The sequence below is a fragment of the Pseudomonas azerbaijanorientalis genome (assembly GCF_019139795.1).
Classification (GTDB): Bacteria; Pseudomonadota; Gammaproteobacteria; order Pseudomonadales; family Pseudomonadaceae; genus Aquipseudomonas; species Aquipseudomonas laurylsulfatiphila.
Map to the genome: position 1 here is coordinate 3496372 of NZ_CP077078.1, position 22864 is coordinate 3519235.

Below are 22864 nucleotides of genomic sequence, written 5' to 3' on the forward strand. Positions count from 1 at the left end.
TTACCTCGACTTTTTCTGCCGGAGTTTTCTCGCAATGCTTGCCCGCTGGTTGCCCGTCGCCATCAACACCCGCCCCACAGAATGGAGCCGCGCCGCCATCGGCATGGCCTTGGGCACGTTGCTGAGCGTCTGGCTCTGTAGCCTAGTGTTTGGCATTGAGGTGGCCCAGCACCTGATCGGCCCGCTGGGGGCGTCTGCTGTGCTGTTATTTGCGGTGTCTTCGGGAGCGCTCGCCCAGCCCTGGTCGATTCTGGGTGGCTACTTGTGCGCCGCAGTGATTGCGCTGCTGGTGGCCCATGTGTTGGGCCGAACCCTCGGTAGCGCCTGTCTGGCGGCGGGCATGGCGGTGTTGCTGATGTGTTGGTTGCGCTGCCTGCATCCACCGGCCGGGGCATTGGCCCTGACCCTGGTACTGGCCGATCCGGTGACCATTGCCATGGACTGGAAAGCCATTGAGCCGGTCATGCTCAGCGCAGCGACGATGCTGCTCTGCGCCCTTGCCTACAACAACCTGACCCGCGTTCGTTACCCCAAGGGCACCAGCGAACCGGCCGTCACTGTCCCGGCCGATCACCCGCCAGTCGACAGTCAGGCCATCACCGCCGAAGACCTGAAACTGGCGCTGGCGGACATGGAAGCCTTCTATGACGTCACGCCCGAGGACCTCGAACAGCTGATCCAGGCCAGCCAATTGCACGCCAAACGCCGCAGCGTCGCCGAGGTGTTCGCCCCGCGTCCGTAAGCCCCTGTTCTGGTGGATCTTTTGCCGTGGCCGGGCGGTTCTGGCATCCTGCGCCTCCATTTTCTGACCCGGCCGCCTTCTGGCACGCAAACCTCCATGACCGCCTCCGAAAAAGCCCCCGCACCACGTAACAATGACCTGATCTACGGCCTCGACGACCGCCCGCACCTGACCGCCACCGTCTTCGCCGCCCTGCAACACGTGCTGGCGAGTTTCGTCGGCATCATCACCCCGACGCTGATCATGGGCAGCGCCCTGGGCCTGCAAAGCGAAATTCCCTATCTGATCAGCATGGCGCTGTTCGTCTCGGGCCTGGGCACCTTCGTCCAGGCGCGGCGTTTTGGCCCGGTGGGTTCGGGCCTGTTGTGCCTGCAAGGCACCAGTTTCTCGTTCATCAGTGTGATTCTCAGCGCCGGCTTCATGGTCAAGGCCCGGGGCGGCGGCACCGACGAGATTCTCTCGACCATCTTCGGCGTGTGCTTTTTTGCCGCGTTCATTGAAGTGGTGTTGAGCCAGTTCATCGGCAAACTGCGCATGCTGATCACGCCGGTAGTGACCGGGACGATCATCACGCTGATGGGTTTGTCGCTGATCAAGGTGGCCATGACCGACATCGCCGGAGGCTTCGGCGCCCAGGACCTGGGGGCCGCCAGTCACCTGGCCCTGGCGGCGCTGGTGCTGGGAACCATCGTGGTGTTGAACCGGGTCGACGTGCCGTTTCTGCGCCTGGGGGCGATTGTCATCGGCCTGACCCTCGGTTACGTGGTGGCCTGGCTCATGGGCCAGGTGGATTTCAACAGCCTGCCCGACGTCCCGCTGATGAGCGTACCGGTGCCGTTCAAGTACGGTTTTTCCTTCGATTGGGTGGCGTTTATTCCGGTGGCGGTGATCTTCCTTGTTTCGCCATTGGAGGCCGCCGGTGACCTCACGGCCAACTCGATGATTTCCCGGCAACCGGTCAAAGGCCCGGTGTACATTCGCCGGATCAAGTCCGGCCTGCTCGCCGATGGTCTCAACTCGGCCATGGCGGCGGTGTTCAACAGCATGCCAATGGTGACCTTCGCCCAGAACAACGGGGTGATCCAGCTCACGGGCGTGGCCAGTCGCTACGTGGCGTTTTTCATTGCCGGTTTGCTGGTGGTGCTGGGCCTGTTCCCGATGATCGGCGCGGTACTGCAATTGATGCCCAAACCGGTGCTGGGGGGCGCGGAGCTGGTGATGTTCGGCACCGTCGCCGTGGCCGGGATCAAGATTCTCGCCGAGGCCGGCCTGCATCGGCGCAACATGCTGATCGTGGCGATTTCCATCGGCATGGGCCTGGGTGTGGCCGCCGTGCCGGAAGTCTTGCGTGAACTGCCCAAGGCCCTGCACAACATTTTCGAATCGCCCATCACCGTCGGCGCGCTGTGCGCTATCGTTCTTAATATCTTCCTGCCTGAGGAGTTCATCGAGCTGGAGGAGGACGAATTCGATCCGGAGGCCTCCGTGCTTCAGGTGATGCAGAACCCCGATGTGACCACCAGGGATGAACCCGCAAAGGCTGCGCTGGTCGCACGGTAAAACCGCCGGACGGGCTCAGGGGCTGAGCCGGTAGCGGAACAGCCCTTTTCAGATGAGAGCACGTACATGCGCAGCGTTCACGCGGTCCTGATTTCCCTTCTGCTCTGCCTGAGCGCCTGTTCCTCGCTGCCCAATCGAGACCCGCTGAAAATCAACGTCGTGGGTATCGAGCCCCTGCAGGGCGAGGGCATGGAAGTACGCTTTGCCGTGACAATCCGCGTGCAGAACCCCAATGACTACAACCTCACCTACAGCGGCGTGGCCCTGGATCTGGACATCAACGGCCAGCCATTCGCCTCGGGCGTCAGCGATCAGAGGGGCGAGATCGGGCGTTTTTCCGACACCGTCGTGAGCGTGCCGGTCAGCGTTTCGGCATTTTCGTTCATCCGCCAGACCTATGGCATCAGCCAGATGAAAACCCTCAACAACATGCCTTATATTCTGCGCGGCAAGCTCTCGGGCGGGGTGTTCAACACGAAGCGTTTCGTCGACAGCGGCACACTCAATCTGCCGGGATCGACCACTGGCAGTCGCTAGCGAGAGCGGGTCAGGCTGGCGCTGAATTTACTCGACGTCATTGAGAATCAGGCTGCGGTAATGCCCCGGGTTTGACCCCGACCACTTGCGAAAGGCCTTGTAGAACGAACTGGTGTCAGCGAACCCGAGCCGCGTGGCGATTTCGCTGAAGCTGATCGCCGGCTCGGCCAACCAGACGATCGCCAGTTCCTTGCGCACGCTGTCCTTGAGACCTTGATAGGTTTGCCCTTCTTCGGCCAGCCGGCGCCGCAAGGTCGATGCCGACATGCACAGGCGTTGCGCCAGGGCCTCGGTTTCCGGCCAGTGCTCGGCCGGCAGGTGACGCAGATCGTGTTTGATACGGCTGGCCAGGCTCTGCGGATCACGGTACCTCACCAGAATGTTCGCCGGCGCGTGGGCCAGGAATCGCTTGAGCTCTTCGGGGCTGCGCTTGATCGGCAAATCCAGGCAATCGGCGGAGAAAATCATCCGCGTGCGCGGACGGTCGAAACGCAGGTTCTCGGAAAACATTACCTGATAATCATCGCAGAAATCCGGTTTCGAACAGCGCAGTTCAATGGCCAGAATCGGAATCCGCCGCCCTGCCAGCCAGCAGGCAACGCCGTGGACGATCATCCAGTAGGTGAAATAGGTGAAGGCCCGGCGTGGGTCTTTGTCGTCTTCGAGCAGGACGATTTCCGCCAGGCTTTGCTGACGCACCAACTGCGCTGGCAGGTGTTCGAGGATCAGTGACAGAAACGCCAGGCCGCCAGCCAGTCCTGCCGCCACGTTGGGTTGGAGCATGGCGCTGCGACACAGGAAAGCGAAGCTGCCGGATTTGAGTTTGCGTGGGTCCATGCCAAAAAACTCGTCATCCCCACGCCGCGCCAGTAGCCGCCACAGGCGCGCATAAGCAGTGGCTGGAACCCGGGCGCTGGAATTGCCCAGCAGCTGCGGGTCGATGCCAACCTTGATCAACAACTCGTCCTTGTCGATACCTGGCGCGCAGCTTTGCAACAGTGCTTCACGCACCAGTTGGATGGAGATGGTGTCTTTTTCCGACATGGATTGCGGCAAGCCCTGTTCTTGTTCGAGTGGGGGGCATATTAGCAAGATCAAAAGCCAAAACGAGCAAGATCAAAAGATCGCAGCCTGCGGCAGCTCCTACACACCGCAAGTGCCGCGGACGGACAAAAAACCCTGTAGGAGCTGCCGAAGGCTGCGATCTTTTAGAGAATCCGGTACAGCAACCGCTCGATCCGCACACGACTCACGCGCTTGAGGAACTTGGCCACGCCCGTCGGGTATTCGGCGAGGGTTTCCAGGTTCTGGAAGTGCTCGATTCTCCGGGTGTGCTGGAAAATCTCCGCCAGTTCCTGACGGCGCGGCTCCAACCATTCGCCGTGCGGATCATCGATCAACAAGGCGTTTTCCAGATCGAGCCGGAACGCCCGCGGGTTGAGGTTGTTGCCGGTCAGCAAGGTATAGCGCCGGTCGATCCACATGCCCTTGAGGTGATAGGTGTTGTCACCATCAAGCCACAGGTGCAGGTTCAACTGACCGCTGTCGATGTTGCGCTGATGACGCTTGGCAAACCGGCGCAAGCTGATTTCGTACAGGTACGGCAGCGCCGAAATGACCCGGAACGGTTCGCTCGGCGGAATGTAGAAGTCATTGGCCGTCTTGTCACCGACCACAATATCGATCTTCACCCCACGGGCCAGCGCGCGGTTGATCTCGCGGATGATCGCCAGCGGCAGGTTGAAGTACGGCGTGCAAATGGTCAGCTGCTGCTGGGCGCTGGCGATCAGCTCGCAGATCACCCGGTTCAGCGGATTGTTCTTGCCGACGCCGAGCAACGGGCTGACGGACAGACCGGTCCGCTCGGTGGTGCCTTGCGTGGTGTCGTACGCCGCGTGCTTGAGCCGGCTGCGCAGGTCGCCGATGTCATTGCGCAGGCTGCGGGTCGTCGGCAGGTTCGGCAGGTCGAGGCGGTGCACCGCTTTGGAGGCCACCAGGCCGTGCTGCACCAGGTGCTGCATCGAATCGGCCAGTTCGCGATTGTGCAGCACGTGATAACGGTCGTAGCGGTACTTGTCGAACTTGTGCAGGTAGACGTTGTTCAGGCTTGCGCCGCTGTAGATCACGCAGTCATCGATCACGAAGCCTTTGAGGTGCAACACACCGAACAGCTCGCGGGTTTGCACCGGGACGCCATAGATCGGCACAACGCTTTCGTGGGTGCGGGTCATTTCCTGATACCAGGCCGAGTTGCCCGGTTGCTTGCCGGCACCGATCAGGCCGCGCTGGGCGCGCAGCCAGTCAACGACCACCACCACATCCAGTTCCGGACGCACCAGTTTGGCCGCGTGCAAGGCATCGAGAATTTCCTGGCCGGCTTCATCCTGTTGCAGGTACAGCGCAACGATGTAAATGCGCCGGGTCGCGCTGGCGATTTGCTCAAGCAGGCAACGACGGAATTGGGCAGCGCCGGAGAGGATGCCGACGGCATCGGCCGTCAGCGGAAAACTGCGCAGCTTGGGCAGCAGGGAGCGTTTGAAAAGCGACGGCATAGGGCTCGCAATGGGTCGAATCCGAAGAACCTGAGAGCTTACACCATGCAAAGGTTCGGGTCTTGTTACTGTCTGTAATGTCCCTTTCGCGAGCAAGCCCGCTCCCACAGGGGGAACGCATTTCAAATGTGGGAGCGGGCTTGCTCGCGAAGACCATTTATCAGACACCGTAAAAATATAGATTGACCAAGGAGAACGATCGTTCTACTGTTGGCCACATGAACGAAATCAATAGCAATGACACACGCGACATCATTCTGGATGTCACCGAAAAGTTGATCTACAAAAGTGGCATTGCCGCCACTGGCATGGATCTCCTGGTGAAAACCGCCGGTGTCTCCAGAAAAAGCATTTACCGCTACTTCGCCAACAAGGACGAACTGGTCGTGGCCGCCCTGCAACGCCGCGATCAGCGCTGGATGCACTGGTACCGCAGCGAAGTCGGCCAGGCACAAACCCCGGCCGCGCGGCTGCTCAACCTGTTTACCGTACTCAAGTCGTGGTTCGCCAGCGAAGGCTTTCGCGGCTGCGCCTTCATCAACACCAGTGGCGAAACCGGCGACCCGCAAGACCCGGTGCGCCTGGTCGCCAAAGAACATAAACAGAAACTGCTCGACTACCTGTGCGAGCTGTGTACCGAACAGGGTGCCGAGGATCCGCAGAGGCTGGCCAGACAGCTGCTGATCCTGATCGATGGTGCCATTACCGTGGCGCTTGTAACGGGTGATCACAGTGCCGCCGATAATGCGCAATGCATGGCGCGAAAGTTATTGGACCTGTAGCAACCTGATCAAGCTCGACAATTGCTTTAACTTTAACTTGATACGGAGACTTGAAATGTCTAATGCCGAAGTTCGTCCGCCATTGCCCCCTTTCACCCGTGAATCGGCCATTGAAAAAGTTCGCCTGGCTGAGGATGGCTGGAACTCCCGCGATCCGCAGCGCGTGTCCCTGGCCTACACCCTGGACACCCAGTGGCGAAACCGCGCCGAGTTCGCCCATAACCGCGAAGAAGCCAAAGGCTTCCTGACCCGCAAATGGGCCAAGGAGCTGGATTATCGACTGATCAAGGAACTCTGGGCCTTTACCGACAACCGCATCGCCGTGCGTTATGCCTATGAATGGCACGACGACTCGGGCAACTGGTTCCGTTCCTACGGCAACGAAAACTGGGAGTTCAACGAGGACGGCCTGATGGCTCGCCGCTTCGCCTGCATCAACGACATGCCGATCAAGGAAAGCGAGCGCAAGTTCCACTGGCCATTGGGACGTCGCCCTGACGATCATCCGGGGCTGTCGGATCTGGGTCTGTAATTTAAATCCACACTAATCACCTGTGGGAGCGAGCTTGCTCGCGATAGCGGTGTGTCAGCCAACATTTATGCTGGATCTGACGGCGTCTTCGCGAGCAAGCTCGCTCCCACAATGGTTTTGTGCTGTGCAGGTGGTTAAGATGCTGCCCTTCCCCGCAGCCTCTTTCTGCACCCGCCGAATAAGCCGATCCCATGCCTTTCGAACTCAGCGTTGACCTCTCCACCCTGGCCATCCTGGCCCTTGTCGCTTTTGTTGCCGGTTTCATCGACGCCATCGCCGGTGGCGGTGGTCTGTTGACCACCCCGGCCCTGTTGACCGCCGGCCTGCCGCCGCATCTGGTGCTGGGCACCAACAAGCTCAGTTCGACCTTCGGCTCGGCGATTGCCAGTTTCACCTTCTACCGACGCAAGCTGTTCCACCCCGCGCAATGGGTGCACGCCATCGTCGGCACCCTGGTCGGCGCGTTGACCGGTGCCGTGGTCGCGCACTACCTGCCGGCGGAATGGCTGAACAAAATGCTGCCGGTGATCGTCTTCGCCTGCGGTGTCTATCTTTTGTTTGGCGGCACGCCGAAAGCGCCGACGGACAGCGATGCACCGATCAAGAAAACGTGGCAGTCGACCCAGGGCTTCAGCCTCGGTTTCTATGACGGCGTGGCCGGTCCCGGCACGGGCGCATTCTGGACCGTGAGCAGCCTGTTGCTCTACCCCATCGACCTGGTGAAAGCCAGCGGCGTGGCGCGCAGCATGAACTTCGTCAGCAACGCGGCGGCGCTGTCGATCTTCATCTTTTCCGGTCAGGTGGACTGGATCATCGGCCTGTGCATGGGCTCGTCATTGATGGTCGGCGCCTTTTTCGGCGCTCGCACCGCCATCAGCGGTGGCGCGAAATTCATTCGTCCGGTGTTCATCACCGTGGTGTTGGGCCTGACCGTGCGCCTAGCCTGGCAGCACTGGTTCAGCGTGGCCTAAACGCCGCGCCACGTAGACATCGATCAGGTAACGGGCAATCGAGCGCGACGCCGGCAACGGCGGCAGCGCATGCACGTTGAACCACTGGGCGTCCTCGATCTCGTCTTCCTGGCAGACGATCTCGCCACTGGCGTATTCGGCATGAAAGCCGAGCATCATCGAGTGCGGGAACGGCCAGCACTGGCTGCCCATGTACTGGATGTTCCTGACCTCGATGCTCACCTCTTCACGAACCTCGCGAATCAGGCAGTCCTCGGCCGATTCGCCCGGTTCGGCGAACCCGGCCAATGTGCTGTAGACACCGCTGACAAAACGCGGTGAGCGTGCCAACAGCACTTCATCGCCTCGGGTGACCAGTACGATCATGCTCGGCGAAATCCGTGGGTAGCTGCGCAGATCACACGGCTGGCAATACATCGCCCGTTCGCGCGGCACCTGGGTCATGGCCTGACCGCAGTTACCGCAAAAACGGTGCTCGCGGGCCCAGGTGCCGATCTGTGCGGCGTAACCGAGCACCTTGTAGACCGTGTGATCGCCTTCGAGCATGAACGCCCGCAAGCCCTTCCAGTTGCAGCCCGACACCTCGCTGTGACTGCGCAACTCCAGCAGGTAGACCGGCTCGCCATCGAGATGACCGATGCCATGTTCGGCAAGAATCGGCAGGTCCTGACGCTTCAACCATTCGCGTGGAAACAGTGCGCCATTGTCATCGAACAGAAAGCCTTCGGGGCTGCGCGCGACGGCCCAGCCGCCGGGTTGGTCGGTGTCCAGTACTGCAGTGGTCCAGCGAGGAATCATGTTAATCAATCCAGAAATTCGGGTTTCTGTTTGCTCATATGGGCGGCCATGGCCACGCGCAGATCGGTGGATTGCAGCATGGCGGCGTTCCAGGTGGCGATGTATTCGAGGCCGTCATCGATGCGATGGTCACGCATGTAGCTGATCATCTCCTTGGTGCCGGTGACGGCGATCGGCGACTTGCTGGCGATTTCGCGGGCAATGCCCATGACGCCGTCGAGCAGGCTGTCGTTGTCGCTGTAGACGCGATTGACCAGGCCCATGCTCCGCGCTTCGTCGGCGCCAAAGGTGCGACCAGTGTAAGCCAGTTCGCGCAGCATGCCGTCACCGATGATTCGCGGCAAGCGTTGCAGCGTGCCCACGTCGGCGGCCATGCCGATGTCGATTTCCTTGATCGAGAACTGTGCGTCCTCGGCGGCATAACGCATGTCGCACGCGGAAATCAGGTCGATGGCGCCACCCAGGCAGTAGCCCTGAATCGCTGCAAGCACCGGTTTGCGGCAGTTGTCGACGGCATTGAACGACGCTTGCAGGGTAAGGATCTTGCGCCGCAGCAGCCGCGCATTGCGGCCGACGTCCTTGCCCAGTTCATTGGCCACACCGGCCAGCATCATCAGGTCGATACCCGAGGAGAAATGCTTGCCTGCCCCGCTGAGGACCACCACGCGCACTTCATCGGTGTCGTCGATCCACTGGAAGATTTCGACGATCTCGCTCCAGAACGCAGCGTTCATCGAGTTGATCTTCTCCGGCCGGTTGATCTGCACATGGGCGATTTTATCGACCAGTTCGACGTTGAACGCGCTGTACTGAGACATTCCATTGATCCTTTTGCGGGCAGAAAACGAGGCCCGAACTATAACAAGGCATCGCGAACGGCAGTAAGGCAGCGGTTCAGCCAAATCCGGGACTTAGCGCACGCACCACATTGGTGCGCGACCGCTCGTTCACGTCGCACACTCATGTGACCGCCCGGTGACTTTTTGAAGCCAAAACGCAAAAAAACATGCACTTCGTCGGGGCGTTTGCACCTCGATCAGGCACGTCCGTACCGTTACAAACCGATTGTCGAACAATTTTGCCATCTGCCCTTTACCGCTCTAAGTTCTGGCCTAGACTCATTTTCTCAAAGCGAAACCGATCGGTCATAAAGTGGAAAAACAGTCGAAACTTTTTCCATTCCCGATCGGTCCTCTGACAAGAAGGTGCGTTGCGACTGGTGCAATCCTTGCAACGGCTCATTCACCCCTTTTGCTTCGACGCATCGGGCAGCGCTTGCTCACTGATGCGCAGCGTTTTTTTGCCCGGCCACGGGAATTGGCCATGAAACACCGTTTGCCAGACCTAAGAATTAGATCAACAGCACGGGAGATTCATATGATCAGTACGGCTTTGGAAATACAGGGAGAGCGTGCTCATCAGGTCGGCGAATCGAGCGCCGTAACTGCCGCGAACACCCAGCCCGTCAGCGTTCCCGGCACCAGGACGCTGACCCCGGCAGCCCACCAGAATCCGAACCGTAAGAAAGTGTTGTTCGTGACCTCGGAAATTGCCGACCTGGTGAAAACCGGTGGCCTGGGTGACGTTTCTGCGGCGCTGCCACGAGCCATGGCCCATCTGCACGACGTGCGGGTGTTGATCCCGGGTTACCCGCAGGTGCTGCACAGCGAGAACCCCATTCATATCATCGGTGAGCTCGGCGGCCATGCCGCGTTGCCACCGTGCAAGATCGGGCGCATGGACATGCCCGATGGCCTGGTCATCTACGTACTGATCTGCCCTGAACTCTACGAGCGCGAAGGTTCACCCTACGGCGCCAACAACGGCCGCGACTGGCCGGACAACCATATCCGTTTCGCCCGCCTGGGCCTGGCGGCGGCCGATATTGCAGCCAACCTCGCGCAAATCCACTGGTGCCCGGACCTGGTGCACGCCCACGACTGGCCGGCCGGCCTGGCCCCGGCCTACATGCACTGGCGTGGGCAGCGCACACCAACGCTGTTCACCATTCACAACCTGGCTTATCAAGGCGTGACCAGCCTGGGCTCGTGCCCCGAACTGGGCATTCCCCATCACGCACTGCAACAGGAAGGCATGGAGTTCTACGGCAAGATGTCGTTCCTCAAGGCCGGCATGGCCTATTCGAGCCACATCACCACCGTCAGCGCGACCTACGCCCAGGAAATCACCACACCGGATTTCGGCTGCGGGCTCGACGGTTTCCTCGCCGCCAAGACCCAGCAAGGCCTGCTCAGCGGGATTCCCAACGGCATCGATGAAAGCTGGGATGCGGCCACCGATCCGCACCTGTTCTGCCCGTTCAGCATCGGCGACTGGGATGGCAAGGCGGTGAACGCCGCCCATGTGCGCGAGCTGTTCGGCCTGCAAGACTCCGAAGGGCCGCTGTTCGCCGTGGTGTCGCGCCTGGTCTATCAGAAAGGCCTGGACCTGACCGAAGCGGTCTCCGAGTACATCGTCAAATCCGGTGGGCAGATCGCGATCATCGGCCGTGGCGAGCCGGAAGAAGAACAGTCGATGCGCGAACTGGCCCTGCGTTTCCCCGGGCAGATCGGCGTGCGCATCGGCTTTAACGAAACCGATGCCCGGCGCATGTTCGCCGGCAGCGACTTCCTGCTGATGCCTTCGCGTTACGAGCCCTGCGGCCTGAGCCAGATGTACGCCCAGCGCTTCGGCTCGTTGCCGGTGGCGCGCAATACCGGCGGTCTGGCCGACACCATCGAAAACGGTGTGACCGGCTTCCTGTTCGATGAATCCACCGTGCAGAGCTATCAGGAAGCCCTGAGCCGCGCGTTCAAGGTGTTCGCCTTCCCCGACCTGCTGCACGCCATGCGCTGCCGGGCCATGGCAGCGCCGTTCAACTGGTGCAAGGCGGTCGAACCCTACGCCGAACTCTATGAACAGCTTGTGGCAAAAGCGTTGGGGAAATCGAACAAACAGTAAGAGGCTTTCAAGATGCCGTTACGGACCCTTGAGACCTGGCCCCACGGCGCAATCATGCTGGACGCAGAGCACACGCGATTCGCGTTGTGGGCGCCAGATGCGTTTTACGTCAGTGTCGAACTGGAACATGGACAGTCCTTGCCGTTGCTGCCCCAGGCCGACGGCTGGTTCGTGAGCGACACCCGATGCGCGGCGGGCACGCGTTACCGCTACAACATCGACGGCGAACTGGAAGTGCCCGACCCGGCTTCCCGCTCACAGGACGGCGATATCGACCGGCACAGTGTGGTGGTCGATCCGCTGGCCTATGCCTGGCAACACAGTGCCTGGTCGGGACGGCCGTGGAACGAAGCGGTGATCTACGAGTTGCACGTCGGTGCCCTCGGCGGCTTCAGTGCCGTCGAGCAGCATCTGGCGCGCCTGGTCGAACTGGGGGTCACCGCGATCGAACTGATGCCCATCGCGCAGTTTCCCGGTGAGCGCAATTGGGGGTATGACGGCGTCCTGCCCTACGCGCCCCAGGCTTCATACGGGTCACCCGAGCAGCTCAAACACTTGATCGACACCGCCCACGGTCATGGTCTGGCGGTGATTCTCGACGTGGTCTACAACCACTTCGGTCCGGACGGCAATTACCTGCATCGTTATGCCAAGGGCTTCTTTCGCGAAGACAAACAGACGCCGTGGGGCGCAGCCATCGACTTCCGCCGCCGCGAAGTACGGGACTTCTTCATCGAAAACGCCTTGATGTGGCTGCTCGAATACCGTTTCGACGGTTTGCGCCTGGACGCGGTGCACGCCATAGAAGACCCGGATTTCCTCCACGAACTGGCGCAACGGGTGCGCCAGCAGACGGGACCGGCGCGCCATGTGTGGCTGATGGTGGAGAACGAACACAACCAGGCCGGCCTGCTCGAACAGGGTTACGACGCGCAGTGGAACGATGACGGCCACAATGCCCTGCATGTGTTACTGACCGGCGAAACCGAGGCCTATTACGCCGACTACGCGCACAACCCCACCGAACAACTGGCGCGTTGCCTGAGTCAGGGTTTCGTGTTCCAGGGGCATGTCAATCGCCATGGTGTGGCACGCGGTGAACCCAGCGGGCACTTGCCGCCCGGCGCCTTCATCCTGTTCCTGCAGAACCATGACCAGATCGGCAACCGTGCCTTCGGCGAGCGCCTGCATCAACTCGCCCACTCGCAAGCGCTGCGGGCCGCCACGGTGTTGCTGCTGTTGTCGCCGATGATTCCGCTGCTGTTCATGGGCGACGAGTTCGCCGTCGAGCAACCCTTCCTGTATTTCACCAGCCATCACGGCGAGTTGGCCAAGTTGGTACGGGACGGCCGGCGCAACGAGTTCGCGGCGTTCAGCGTGTTTGCCGACCCACTCCTGCGCGAACACATTCCTGACCCGAACGATCCGCAGACATTTTCAGCGTCCCGCCCTGTCATGCCTTCGACCGGCCATACAGAGATGCACGAGCTGTATTGCCGGCTGTTGCAGATCCGTCACCGAGTCCTCATCCCGCGCTTGCCGGGCACCCAGGCACTGGGGGCTGACGAGCTGGGCGAAGGCGCGGTCAGTGCCGCCTGGCGCCTGGGCGATGGCAGCGAGCTGCGCATTGACCTGAACCTCAGTGACAAGCCCGTAGTCCACACACCACAGACCGGTGCCGCGCGGTTGTTCGAATACCCTCCACAGAGCGCCGATTTGTTGGACCAGGGCATCCTTGCCCCGTATTGCGCGCTCGTCAGCCTCACCGCCGCAGCCCCTTTGCTAGTTCGTATGGAGAGCGTCCATGAGTGATGCGCAACTGGAAATTCTGGCCAGCCGTGCCGGCCTCGCAGTCGACTGGATCGACGCCAACGGCCGCCCGCAAAAAGTCGCGCCTTCCGTGTTGCGAAATGTGCTGACTGGCCTCGGTCACCCGGCGGGCAGTGCCCAGGAAATCGACGCCAGCCTGTTGGAATTGCAAGCGGTGCAGCAGACCCACCACTTGCCGCCATTGATCACCGCCGATGTTGGAGTTGGCCTGGATCTGGCGCGTTATTTTGCACCTGAAACCCCTTGCGAAATCCACCTCGAAGACGGTTCGCGGCTCAACCTCAAGCTGGACGCCAACGCAAAGCTGCCGGGGCTGGTACCGGTCGGCTATCAACAGGTCAGTATCGACGGACAAACCTTCACCCTGGCGGTGGCCCCACCCCGTTGTTACAGCGTCGGCGATGCCGTGGATAACCCGATCCCCCGTGCCTGGGGCCTGAGCGTGCAACTGTATGCCTTGCGCCGCCCCGGCGATGGTGGGTTTGGTGACACCCAGGCGCTGGAGGACCTCGCCCGGGTGGCTGGTGAACGTGGCGCCGAGGCGCTGGCGATCAGCCCCTTGCATGCGATGTTTTCCAATGACGCCCAACGCTACAGTCCTTACTCGCCCTCCAGCCGTCTGTTTCTCAACAGCCTGTACTGCGCCCCCGGCACCATTCTCGGTGAGCGCGCCCTGCGCACCGCGATCGATGCAACCGGGCTGGCCATTGAACTCAAGGCGCTGGAAGAGCGTGCGCTGATTGACTGGCCGGCCGCCGCCGAAGCCAAGCATCGGCTGTTGCAGTCGCTGTACGAAGGTTTCGTCCAGGGTGAACACCCCTTGCACGAAGACTTCAGCAGTTTTCGTCACGCCGCCGGCGAAGCGCTGGAAAACCACTGTCGCTTCGAAGCCATCCAGGAGGCACGCGCTGCCCGGGGTGAAGGCCTCGACTGGCGACTGTGGCCCGAACCCTGGCGTAATCCGCGAAGCGCTGAACTTGCGGCATTCGCCGAAGAGAATGCCGGGCGCATCGGCTTCTTCGCTTTCTGCCAGTGGCTGATCACCCGCTGCCTGGAGCGCGCGCAAACCGCCGCCCGCGCCAGCGGCATGAGCATCGGCCTGATCGCCGACCTGGCCGTTGGCGCCGATGGCGGCGGCAGCCAGGCCTGGAGCCGGCAGGATGAACTGCTCGCGTCCCTCACCGTCGGTGCGCCACCGGATATTCTCAACCGTACGGGCCAGGGCTGGGGGATTTCCGCGTTCTCCCCTGAAGGCCTGGTACGCAATGGTTTCCGGGCTTTCATCGAAATGCTGCGGGCCAATTTCGCCCACTGCGGTGGCTTGCGTATCGATCACGTCATGGGGCTGCAGCGTCTGTGGGTGATCCCCAACGGCTCGCCGCCGGCCGACGGCGCCTACCTGTATTACCCGGTGGACGACCTGTTGCGATTGCTGACCCTGGAATCCCACCGGCACCAGGCCATTGTCCTCGGCGAAGACCTCGGCACCGTGCCGGACGGCCTGCGGGAAAAACTCATCGCCCGTTCGATGCTCGGCATGCGGGTGCTGCTGTTCGAGCAGGACAACACGCACTTCAAGCCGATCCTCGACTGGCCGGACAACGCCCTGGCGACCACCAGCACCCATGACCTGCCGACCCTCAACGGCTGGTGGCATGGTCGCGACATCGACTGGAACGCCCGGCTCGGCATGATCGACGCCAGCGGTGAGATCGAATGGCGCCAGCATCGCGAGCGCGAGCGAGAGGGACTGCGCCGGGCGTTGAGCCAGGACCCGCAGAACTTCCGCGAAGAATCCCACGAAACCGACCAGGTGCTCGATGCCAGCGTGCGTTTTCTCGGGCATACCCGGGCGCCCTTGGTGCTGCTGCCGCTGGAAGATGCCCTTGGCGTGGAACAACAGGCCAACCTGCCCGGCACTATCGACACCCACCCGAACTGGTCGCGGCGCTTGCCCGGCTACAGCGAAGCCCTGCTCGATGGACCGGATGCCGCGCGGCGCCTGGAACTGCTCGCCTGTGCGCGACTGCAGGCGGCCGAGCGTGACCGATGACCCAACAGCCGACCCGCCCGTTGCGCGCCACGCTGCGCCTGCAATTTCATAAAGGCTTCACGCTGGAAGATGCGGTGCCGCTGGTGCCGTATTTCGCACGCCTGGGCATCAGCCATGTCTACGCCTCCCCGCTGTTGCGTGCCCGAGCCGGATCGATGCATGGCTATGACGTGGTGGACCCGACCAGGGTCAACCCGGAACTGGGTGGCGAAGTGGCGCTGCGCAGCCTGGTCAACGCCTTGCACGAGCAGGACATGGGGTTGATCCTCGACATTGTCTCCAACCACATGGCGGTCGGCGGCGCTGACAATCCCTGGTGGCTGGACCTGTTGGAGTGGGGACGCCTGAGTCCCTACGGCGAGTTTTTCGACATCCAGTGGCACTCTCCCGATCCGTTGATGGAAGGCCAACTGCTCCTGCCGTTCCTGGGCAGCGATTACGGTGTGGCGTTGCAGGACGGCACCCTGCCCTTGCGCTTCGATGCCTGGCACGGCAGCTTCCATGTCGAGCACTACGAACATCGCTTTCCCATTTGCCCCCGGGATTACGGCGAGCTGCTCAAAACCGATGCAGCGCTCGATACGGAGCAGGCCGAACAACTGAAAAACCTGGCCGATCGCTTCAGCACCCTGAGCTATCAGACCGACGCCCACAGCCTGGCCATACCGCTGAAAGCGGAACTGCGCGATCTGGTCAGTGATCCGGCCATTGCCCAAGCCATTGAGCAACACCTGAAGCACTACGACTCACTGACCGGCGAAAGCTTCCAGCGCCTGCACAACCTGCTGGAGCGCCAGAGCTTTCGTCTCGCCAGCTGGCGCACGGCCGCCGATGACATCAACTGGCGGCGCTTCTTTGATATCAATGAACTCGGCGGACTGCGCGTCGAGCGTCCCGCGGTGTTCGAAGCCACCCACGCGAAGATCTTCCAGCTGGTGGCCGAGGGGCTGATCGACGGGTTGCGCATCGACCACATCGACGGCCTCGCCGACCCGCGGGGCTACTGCCGAAAGCTGCGGCGCCGGGTCGACAGTCTGTCCGCGGGCCGCCACCTGCCGATCTTTGTCGAAAAAATCCTCGGCGAAGGCGAGTCCCTGCACCTCGACTGGTCGGTGGACGGCACCACCGGTTATGAATTCATGAACCAGCTGTCACTGCTGCAACACGACCCACGGGGCGCGCAGACACTGGCCGAACTCTGGCAGCGCCACAGTGAGCGGCCCGCTGACTTCTCCCGGGAAGCACAACTGGCCCGCCAGCAAATCCTCAATGGTTCCCTGGCCGGCGATTTCGAAAGCGTCGCCCAGGCCTTGCTCCAGGTGGCCCGGGACAACCTCATGAGCCGCGACCTGACGCTCGGCGCCATTCGCCGGGCGTTGCAGGAGCTGATCGTACATTTCCCGGTGTACCGCACCTACATCAGCCCCCTCGGCCGGACAGGCCAGGACGAGGTGTTTTTCCAGCAGGCCATGGACGGCGCCCGCCAGACACTGAGCGAGGCTGACTGGCCGGTGCTCGACTGCCTGGCCGGCTGGCTCGGCGGTGAGCCCTGGCGGCAACGCCCGACCGGTCGTCAGCGCAAACGCCTCAAGCACGCCTGCGTACGTTTCCAGCAACTGACCTCGCCAGCCGCGGCGAAAGCGGTGGAAGACACCGCGTTCTATCGTTCGGCCGTCCTCCTTTCGCGCAATGACGTTGGGTTCAGCACCGAGCAGTTCAGTGCGCCGGTTGCCGACTTTCATCGGGCCTGCATCGAGCGCTTTGAAACCTTTCCGGACAATCTGCTGGCCAGCGCCACCCACGACCACAAGCGTGGCGAAGACTCACGCGCGCGGCTGGCGGTATTGAGTGAGTGCAGCAGCTGGTACAGCGAGCAGATCGGCCTGTGGCGCACCCTCGCCCGGCCATTGCGCCAAGACGATCAAGTGCCTTCGGCGGGCGATGAGTTGATTCTGTACCAGGCCATCCTCGGCAGTTGGCCGCTGGCATTGGCTATCGATAATCCGCCGGCGCTCGAGGACTACGCCAAACGCCTCTGGCAATGGCAGCGCAAAGCCCTGCGCGAAGCCAAGCTGCAAAGCAGCTGGAGCGCGCCCAATGACGCTTACGAGCAAGCGACCGAGGACTTTATCCAGCGCCTGCTGCTCAGCCCAGAAGGTGAGCTGCTGCGTGCGGCCCTCGCCAAGGCGGCCCGTTCGATTGCCGCCCCCGGTGCCCTTAACGGTTTGGCGCAAACCTTGCTGCGCATGACCGTACCCGGCGTGCCGGATTTGTATCAGGGCAACGATTTCTGGGACTTCAGCCTGGTCGACCCGGACAACCGTCGCCCCGTGGATTACGCCAGCCGCCAGCAGGCACTGCAGCAAGCGGCAGACCTGCCGGACCTGTTGTCGAACTGGCAGGACGGGCGCATCAAGCAAGCCCTGATTGCACGCACCCTGGGCCTGCGTGCCAAACATGCCGAGCTGTTTCGGCGTGGCACTTACCAGGCCCTGGAAGTGCTTGGCAGCGAGGCCCATCGAGTGCTGGGTTTTGTCCGTGAGCGGGAGGGAGAACGCGCCATCGTGATAGTGCCGATACGCTGTGCCGAATTGCTGGAAAATAGTGCCGGCCCCCAGGTCCACGCGCCGCTGTGGGGCGATACCCGGGTCAAACTGCCGTTCACCTTTGCGGACGAACATCTGAAGGGACTTTTTACAGGCATCACAGTCACAAAACACAGAGAGCTGCTGATCAGCGCCGCGCTGGGGGATTTCCCGGTCAACCTCATTATTCAAACTCACCACACTTGAGTTCAGTTCAGGAGCATTGCGATGAGTACCGACGATAAACGCATCCGCGAATTCGCCTATCAGATCTGGGAATCCGAAGGAAAACCCGAAGGCCAGGAAGCCCGCCACTGGGAGATGGCGTGCAAACTGGCGGAAGCCGAAGCCCTGGCACCAAAGAAACCAGCCAAGGCAGCGGCGAGCAAAACCCCGGTCAGCAAAACGGCCAATGGCAAGGCTGGCGAAAGCAAAGTCGCTGCGCCCAAAACCAAAGCCAAGCCTGCTGCGGCCTCGAAAGTGATTCCGCCGGGGGAAAAGGCCGTCGAGAAAAAGCCCCGGGCACCACGAAAACCGCCCGCGGTTTGAATATGTCTTGAGGCCCCTTCGCGGGCAAGCCCGCTCCCACAGTGTTTGGTGTTGTAACTGCAATCTGTGGCAACTCACAGGTCCCTGTGGGAGCGGGCTTGCCCGCGAAGAGGCCATCACTTCCAGCATTGATGTTGCCTGACACACCGCCTTCGCGAGCAAGCCCGCTCCCACAGGTTGCAATGCTGATCAGCGAGTATTTGTAGCCAGGAGCACTTATGACCAGCCCAAAGAAAGCCCCCCGTGTCGAAACCACACGAATCCGCGAAGGCCTGCCCTTCCCGCTGGGTGCCACCTGGGACGGACTGGGAGTCAACTTCGCCTTGTTTTCCGCCCACGCCACCCGGGTTGAACTGTGCCTGTTCGACGACAGCGGCGAGGTGGAACTCGAACGCATCGAACTGCCCGAATACACCGACGAGATCTACCACGGCTACCTGCCCGATGCTCATCCCGGGCTGATTTATGGCTATCGGGTCTACGGTCCGTACGACCCGGCCAACGGTCATCGCTTCAACCCCAACAAACTGCTGATCGACCCCTACGCCAAACAACTGGTCGGCAAGTTGAAATGGTCCGAAGCGCTGTTCGGCTACACCATCGGCCACCCCGACGCCGACCTCAGCTTCGATGAACGTGACAGTGCGCCCTTCGTGCCCAAGTGCAAGGTCATCGACCCGGCGCACACCTGGGGCCACGACCACCGCGTCAGCGTACCGTGGGACAAGACGATCATTTATGAAACCCATGTGCGCGGCTTCAGCATGCGTCACCCTTCGGTCCCGGAAAACCTGCGCGGAACCTTTGCCGGGTTGATGGTCGATGACGTGTTGGAGCACATCCGCAAGCTCGGCGTGTCGACCGTGGAGTTGCTGCCGATCCACGCGTTCGTCAACGACCAGCATTTGCTGCATAAGGGCATGACCAATTACTGGGGCTACAACAGCATCGCGTTCTTCGCCCCCGACCCGCGTTACCTGGCCAGTGGCAAGATTGCCGAGTTCAAGGAAATGGTCGCGCACCTGCACGAAGCGAATCTGGAAGTGATCCTCGACGTGGTCTACAACCACACCGCCGAAGGCAACGAGCAAGGCCCGACCCTGTCCATGCGCGGCATCGACAACGCGTCCTACTACCGCCTGATGCCCGATGACAAACGCTTCTATATCAACGATTCCGGCACCGGCAACACCCTGGACCTGAGTCACCCGTGCGTGCTGCAAATGGTCACCGACTCCCTGCGCTACTGGGCTTCGGAAATGCACGTGGACGGGTTCCGCTTCGACTTGGCAACCATACTCGGGCGCTATCACGGCGGTTTCGATGAGCGCCACAGTTTCCTCGTCGCCTGCCGCCAGGACCCGGTGCTGCGCCAGGTCAAGCTGATCTCCGAACCCTGGGACTGTGGCCCCGGCGGTTATCAGGTCGGCAATTTTCCACCGGGCTGGGTCGAGTGGAACGACAAATTCCGCGACACCGTGCGCGCCTTCTGGAAGGGCGACGACGGTCAACTGGCGGACTTCGCCAGCCGCCTGACCGCTTCGGGGGATATGTTCAATGAACGGGGTCGCCGCCCCTACTCATCGCTGAACTTCGTCACCGCCCATGACGGTTTCACCCTCAACGACCTGGTGTCTTACAACGACAAGCACAACGAGGCCAACGATGAAAACAATCAGGACGGCAGCAACAACAACCTGTCCTGGAACCACGGCGTCGAAGGCCCCACCGATGATCCCGAGATCAACGCGTTGCGCCATCGGCAGATGCGCAATTTCTTCGCCACCCTGCTGCTGGCCCAGGGCACGCCGATGCTGGTGGCCGGCGACGAGTTCGCCCGCACCCAGGAGGGCAACAACAATGCGTATTGCCAGGACAGCGAGATCGGCTGGGTCAACTGGGACCTCAGCGAAGACGGCAAGGCCTTGCTCAAGTTCGTCAAACGCCTGATCAAGTTGCGCCTGACCTACCCGATCCTGCGCCGCGGGCGTTTTCTGGTGGGTAACTACAACGAGGACATCGGCGTCAAGGACGTGACCTGGCTGGCGCCAGATGGCACGGAAATGAACACCAGGCATTGGCACGATGCGCACAACCGCTGCCTGGGCATGCTGCTCGATGGACGCGCCCAGGAAACCGGCATTTGCCGCAAAGGCGTCGACGCGACCTTGATGCTGGTGGTCAACGCGCATCACGACATCGTCAATTTCCGCCTGCCGCAAGTGCCTGACGGCGGTTTCTGGACGTGCATGATCGACACCAACCAGCCGTCGATCCGTGGCCAGGAGCGCTTCGAGTTCGGCCACGAGTACTCGGTAACCGGCCGCTCATTGCTGCTGTTCGAGTTGCAGCATGAGGAAGAGGAGTGACGACGAAGTCCAGGCATTCAGCGCGCCATTGCCGCAGAGCGGAAAAATCATTTTGGCCGGGGTCGCCACGCGACGAAAAGCGTTACATGAGCAATACTCGATTCGCGGCGATCCAGGGTTGGGGTTGTCGCACCTCGCTATCCACCAGCCCTCACGGGTCGGCCGGGCTTGTCTCGCGCACGACTGAAGGCGAAGCAGCACAAGGACGTATACCCATGAAATCCGTTTCCCTCAGCGAAGCCAGCCTGCCCTCCCAGATCTGGAACAGTGCCCCGCAACTGGACAGCATTGCGGTCATCAACACCCAAACCCTGGTGCCAGCCGGTGCACGCGCAGTGCTCATTGCCCCGCACCCCGGCGATGAAGTCGTGACTTGCGGCGGCCTGCTGCAGTTGCTCAGCAACCTGGGCCACCCGCTGCAATTGATCTCGATATCCGACGGCAGCGCCAGTCATCCCGGTTCTCGACAGTGGTCGGAAAAACGCCTCAGTGTGTTTCGTCCCCAGGAAAGCGTGGAAGCCATCCGCCGACTCGGTTTGCCGATGCACAGCCTGAAGTGGATCCGTGGCGGGTTTACCGACAACGCCCTGGTGGAACACGAAGAACGGATCGCCCAATTCATCGGGCGTTACCTGCGCCCGGGTGATGTGGTGTTCAGCACCTGGTGCGAAGACGGCAACGTCGACCACGACACCGTCGGCCGCGCCAGTGCCAGGGCGGCGGCCAGTGTGGGAGCCACCTACAACGACGTGCCGTTTCGGGCCTGGCACTGGCCGGCACGGGACCGGGAGCTGATCCCCTGGCACCGTGCGCGCAAGGTGCGCCTCGATGCCTGGACCGTCGCCCGCAAGAGCCACGCCACCCACGCCTACGCCAGCCAACTCGATGGTGAACCCGCCATCGGCCTTGCGCCGTCGCTGCCGCGCACGCTGCTGGAGCGCATTCGTTTGCCTTATGAAATCGTCTTCGTCTAAGCCCAATGCGCTTTCTGTAGGAGCGAGCCTGCTCGCGATGGAGGTCAACGATGATGCGGGGAGCCTGACACCCCGCGGTGTTCTCAGGTTTATCGCGAGCAAGCTCGCTCCTACAGGAAGCATTGGCCGCCGATGCTGAAAACACAAACCCCTTAGGTGAGAGCGCCGCAAAGTGTCAGATCTGGCACGTTGGCGTTAACGGCAAACTGAACTGCCCGTCCATGCGTCAGTCGCATGCATAGGCAGCCCCCAATCCCAGGAGCAAACGTGGCCAGTCATTCCAAGCGGCAAACAGCTGAATCGGTGCCGTTGACTACTCCCCCGGACATCCACCGACTGCGCGTGCTGACGGTCAACACCCACAAGGGATTTACCGCACTCAACCGGCGCTTCATCCTCCCCGAGTTGCGTGAAGCCGTGCGCAGTACATCGGCAGACCTGGTGTTTCTGCAGGAAGTGGTCGGCGAGCACGACCGCCACTCCTCACGCTACAACGATTGGCCACAGACCTCGCAATATGAATTTCTTGCCGACAGCATGTGGAGCGACTTCGCCTATGGGCGCAATGCCGTCTATCCCGACGGTCACCATGGCAATGCCCTGCTGTCGAAATACCCGATCCGCGAATACCGCAACCTGGATGTCTCCATTACCGGCCCGGAACGCCGCGGCTTGCTGCACTGCGTGCTGGACGTGCCTGGGCACAGCGAAGTGCATGCCATCTGCGTGCACCTCAGCCTGCTGGAAAGCCATCGTCAGCTGCAATTGCAGCTACTCTGCCTGCTCCTCGAGTCCCTGCCGGATGATGCGCCGGTGATCATTGCCGGCGACTTCAACGACTGGCAGATGCAAGGCAATGCCGCCCTTGCCCGCCGCAACTACCTGCACGAAGCCTTCGAGCGCCACCATGGCCGCCCGGCCAAAACCTACCCCGCGCGGTTCCCCTTGCTGCGCCTGGATCGCGTCTACCTGCGCAATGCCAGCAGCCATGAGCCGAAAATACTCGGGAATAAACCATGGACGCACCTTTCCGACCATTTGCCGTTAGCGGTGGAAGTGCATCTTTGAA

Annotated in this window: 18 protein-coding genes; 14 read left to right on the forward strand and 4 right to left on the reverse strand. The window is 61.6% G+C overall.

Annotation, left to right across the window (positions count from 1 at the left end; all coding sequences use genetic code 11):
* The first annotated feature begins 34 nt into the window (after positions 1 to 34).
* The 3 genes from KSS91_RS15575 to KSS91_RS15585 all read left to right on the forward strand — a co-directional run bounded on the left by KSS91_RS15575 (position 35) and on the right by KSS91_RS15585 (position 2839).
* Positions 35 to 742: an HPP family protein gene (locus tag KSS91_RS15575; RefSeq protein WP_217835303.1), complete on the forward strand. Its 708-nt coding sequence runs from the start codon at positions 35 to 37 to the stop codon at positions 740 to 742.
* A gap of 96 nt (positions 743 to 838) precedes the next feature.
* Entirely contained in the window at positions 839 to 2302 is a 1464-nt protein-coding gene (locus tag KSS91_RS15580; protein ID WP_217835304.1) for a nucleobase:cation symporter-2 family protein, read from the forward strand.
* Between the two features lie 66 nt (positions 2303 to 2368).
* On the forward strand, positions 2369 to 2839 hold the full coding sequence (locus KSS91_RS15585) for an LEA/WHy family protein (RefSeq protein WP_217835305.1): 471 nt from the start codon (positions 2369 to 2371) through the stop codon (positions 2837 to 2839).
* 27 nt (positions 2840 to 2866) lie between these two features.
* On the opposite strand, the gene KSS91_RS15590 is transcribed toward KSS91_RS15585, so the two are convergent.
* Both KSS91_RS15590 and pssA read right to left on the reverse strand, forming a co-directional pair.
* Positions 2867 to 3883, reverse strand: coding sequence for an AraC family transcriptional regulator (locus tag KSS91_RS15590; RefSeq protein ID WP_217838430.1), 1017 nt, complete (start codon positions 3881 to 3883; stop codon positions 2867 to 2869).
* 164 nt (positions 3884 to 4047) lie between these two features.
* Positions 4048 to 5391 carry a CDP-diacylglycerol--serine O-phosphatidyltransferase gene (gene pssA / locus KSS91_RS15595; protein WP_217835306.1) on the reverse strand — a complete coding sequence of 448 codons (1344 nt, stop codon included), beginning with the start codon at positions 5389 to 5391 and terminating at the stop codon, positions 4048 to 4050.
* A gap of 218 nt (positions 5392 to 5609) precedes the next feature.
* Here pssA and KSS91_RS15600 point away from each other — a divergent pair, with 218 nt between their 5' ends.
* The 3 genes from KSS91_RS15600 (at position 5610) to KSS91_RS15610 (ending at position 7676) form a co-directional block, all read left to right on the forward strand.
* Positions 5610 to 6173, forward strand: coding sequence for a TetR/AcrR family transcriptional regulator (locus tag KSS91_RS15600; RefSeq protein WP_217835307.1), 564 nt, complete (start codon positions 5610 to 5612; stop codon positions 6171 to 6173).
* 55 nt (positions 6174 to 6228) lie between these two features.
* A complete protein-coding gene (locus KSS91_RS15605; RefSeq protein ID WP_217835308.1) occupies positions 6229 to 6705 on the forward strand; it encodes a nuclear transport factor 2 family protein in 477 nt (158 codons plus the stop codon).
* A 191-nt stretch (positions 6706 to 6896) separates the two neighbouring features.
* A complete protein-coding gene (locus KSS91_RS15610) occupies positions 6897 to 7676 on the forward strand; it encodes a TSUP family transporter (RefSeq protein ID WP_007974280.1) in 780 nt (259 codons plus the stop codon).
* Here the strand turns inward: KSS91_RS15610 and nudC are convergent.
* Both nudC and KSS91_RS15620 read right to left on the reverse strand, forming a co-directional pair.
* A complete protein-coding gene (gene nudC, locus KSS91_RS15615; RefSeq protein WP_015095286.1) occupies positions 7644 to 8474 on the reverse strand; it encodes an NAD(+) diphosphatase in 831 nt (276 codons plus the stop codon). The genes KSS91_RS15610 and nudC overlap by 33 nt on opposite strands.
* A 5-nt stretch (positions 8475 to 8479) precedes the next feature.
* Positions 8480 to 9292, reverse strand: coding sequence for a crotonase/enoyl-CoA hydratase family protein (locus KSS91_RS15620; RefSeq protein ID WP_217835309.1), 813 nt, complete (start codon positions 9290 to 9292; stop codon positions 8480 to 8482).
* 559 nt (positions 9293 to 9851) lie between these two features.
* Between KSS91_RS15620 and glgA the strand changes: the two genes are divergently transcribed.
* The 8 genes from glgA to KSS91_RS15660 all read left to right on the forward strand — a co-directional run bounded on the left by glgA (position 9852) and on the right by KSS91_RS15660 (position 22863).
* Positions 9852 to 11435 (forward strand): glycogen synthase GlgA, encoded by a 1584-nt coding sequence (glgA, locus tag KSS91_RS15625; RefSeq protein ID WP_015095288.1) that lies wholly within the window; start codon positions 9852 to 9854, stop codon positions 11433 to 11435.
* A gap of 12 nt (positions 11436 to 11447) precedes the next feature.
* Positions 11448 to 13247, forward strand: coding sequence for a malto-oligosyltrehalose trehalohydrolase (treZ, locus tag KSS91_RS15630; protein ID WP_217835310.1), 1800 nt, complete (start codon positions 11448 to 11450; stop codon positions 13245 to 13247).
* On the forward strand, positions 13240 to 15318 hold the full coding sequence (malQ, locus tag KSS91_RS15635; RefSeq protein WP_217835311.1) for a 4-alpha-glucanotransferase: 2079 nt from the start codon (positions 13240 to 13242) through the stop codon (positions 15316 to 15318). Before treZ ends, malQ begins: the two co-directional genes overlap by 8 nt.
* Complete coding sequence (locus KSS91_RS15640) at positions 15315 to 18110, forward strand: malto-oligosyltrehalose synthase (RefSeq protein ID WP_217835312.1); 2796 nt, start codon at positions 15315 to 15317, stop codon at positions 18108 to 18110. Before malQ ends, KSS91_RS15640 begins: the two co-directional genes overlap by 4 nt.
* A gap of 21 nt (positions 18111 to 18131) precedes the next feature.
* Positions 18132 to 18452 carry a DUF2934 domain-containing protein gene (locus KSS91_RS15645; protein WP_102700049.1) on the forward strand — a complete coding sequence of 107 codons (321 nt, stop codon included), beginning with the start codon at positions 18132 to 18134 and terminating at the stop codon, positions 18450 to 18452.
* Between the two features lie 218 nt (positions 18453 to 18670).
* Positions 18671 to 20821 (forward strand): glycogen debranching protein GlgX, encoded by a 2151-nt coding sequence (gene glgX, locus KSS91_RS15650; protein WP_015095293.1) that lies wholly within the window; start codon positions 18671 to 18673, stop codon positions 20819 to 20821.
* 215 nt (positions 20822 to 21036) lie between these two features.
* A complete protein-coding gene (locus KSS91_RS15655; protein WP_217835313.1) occupies positions 21037 to 21795 on the forward strand; it encodes a PIG-L deacetylase family protein in 759 nt (252 codons plus the stop codon).
* 267 nt (positions 21796 to 22062) lie between these two features.
* Complete coding sequence (locus tag KSS91_RS15660) at positions 22063 to 22863, forward strand: endonuclease/exonuclease/phosphatase family protein (RefSeq protein ID WP_217835314.1); 801 nt, start codon at positions 22063 to 22065, stop codon at positions 22861 to 22863.
* Position 22864 lies beyond the last annotated feature (1 nt).

Bases quoted from the DNA above. Each gene is read 5' to 3' on its own strand.
- glgA (WP_015095288.1), top strand. From the start codon at position 9,852: ATGATCAGTACGGCTTTGGAAATACAGGGAGAGCGTGCTCATCAGGTC.
- treZ (WP_217835310.1), top strand. From the start codon at position 11,448: ATGCCGTTACGGACCCTTGAGACCTGGCCCCACGGCGCAATCATGCTG.
- KSS91_RS15645 (WP_102700049.1), top strand. From the start codon at position 18,132: ATGAGTACCGACGATAAACGCATCCGCGAATTCGCCTATCAGATCTGG.
- KSS91_RS15605 (WP_217835308.1), top strand. From the start codon at position 6,229: ATGTCTAATGCCGAAGTTCGTCCGCCATTGCCCCCTTTCACCCGTGAA.
- KSS91_RS15575 (WP_217835303.1), top strand. From the start codon at position 35: ATGCTTGCCCGCTGGTTGCCCGTCGCCATCAACACCCGCCCCACAGAA.
- pssA (WP_217835306.1), bottom strand. From the start codon at position 5,391: ATGCCGTCGCTTTTCAAACGCTCCCTGCTGCCCAAGCTGCGCAGTTTT.
- KSS91_RS15600 (WP_217835307.1), top strand. From the start codon at position 5,610: ATGAACGAAATCAATAGCAATGACACACGCGACATCATTCTGGATGTC.
- malQ (WP_217835311.1), top strand. From the start codon at position 13,240: ATGAGTGATGCGCAACTGGAAATTCTGGCCAGCCGTGCCGGCCTCGCA.
- KSS91_RS15590 (WP_217838430.1), bottom strand. From the start codon at position 3,883: ATGTCGGAAAAAGACACCATCTCCATCCAACTGGTGCGTGAAGCACTG.
- KSS91_RS15620 (WP_217835309.1), bottom strand. From the start codon at position 9,292: ATGTCTCAGTACAGCGCGTTCAACGTCGAACTGGTCGATAAAATCGCC.
- KSS91_RS15655 (WP_217835313.1), top strand. From the start codon at position 21,037: ATGAAATCCGTTTCCCTCAGCGAAGCCAGCCTGCCCTCCCAGATCTGG.
- KSS91_RS15610 (WP_007974280.1), top strand. From the start codon at position 6,897: ATGCCTTTCGAACTCAGCGTTGACCTCTCCACCCTGGCCATCCTGGCC.
- nudC (WP_015095286.1), bottom strand. From the start codon at position 8,474: ATGATTCCTCGCTGGACCACTGCAGTACTGGACACCGACCAACCCGGC.
- KSS91_RS15580 (WP_217835304.1), top strand. From the start codon at position 839: ATGACCGCCTCCGAAAAAGCCCCCGCACCACGTAACAATGACCTGATC.
- KSS91_RS15585 (WP_217835305.1), top strand. From the start codon at position 2,369: ATGCGCAGCGTTCACGCGGTCCTGATTTCCCTTCTGCTCTGCCTGAGC.
- KSS91_RS15640 (WP_217835312.1), top strand. From the start codon at position 15,315: ATGACCCAACAGCCGACCCGCCCGTTGCGCGCCACGCTGCGCCTGCAA.
- glgX (WP_015095293.1), top strand. From the start codon at position 18,671: ATGACCAGCCCAAAGAAAGCCCCCCGTGTCGAAACCACACGAATCCGC.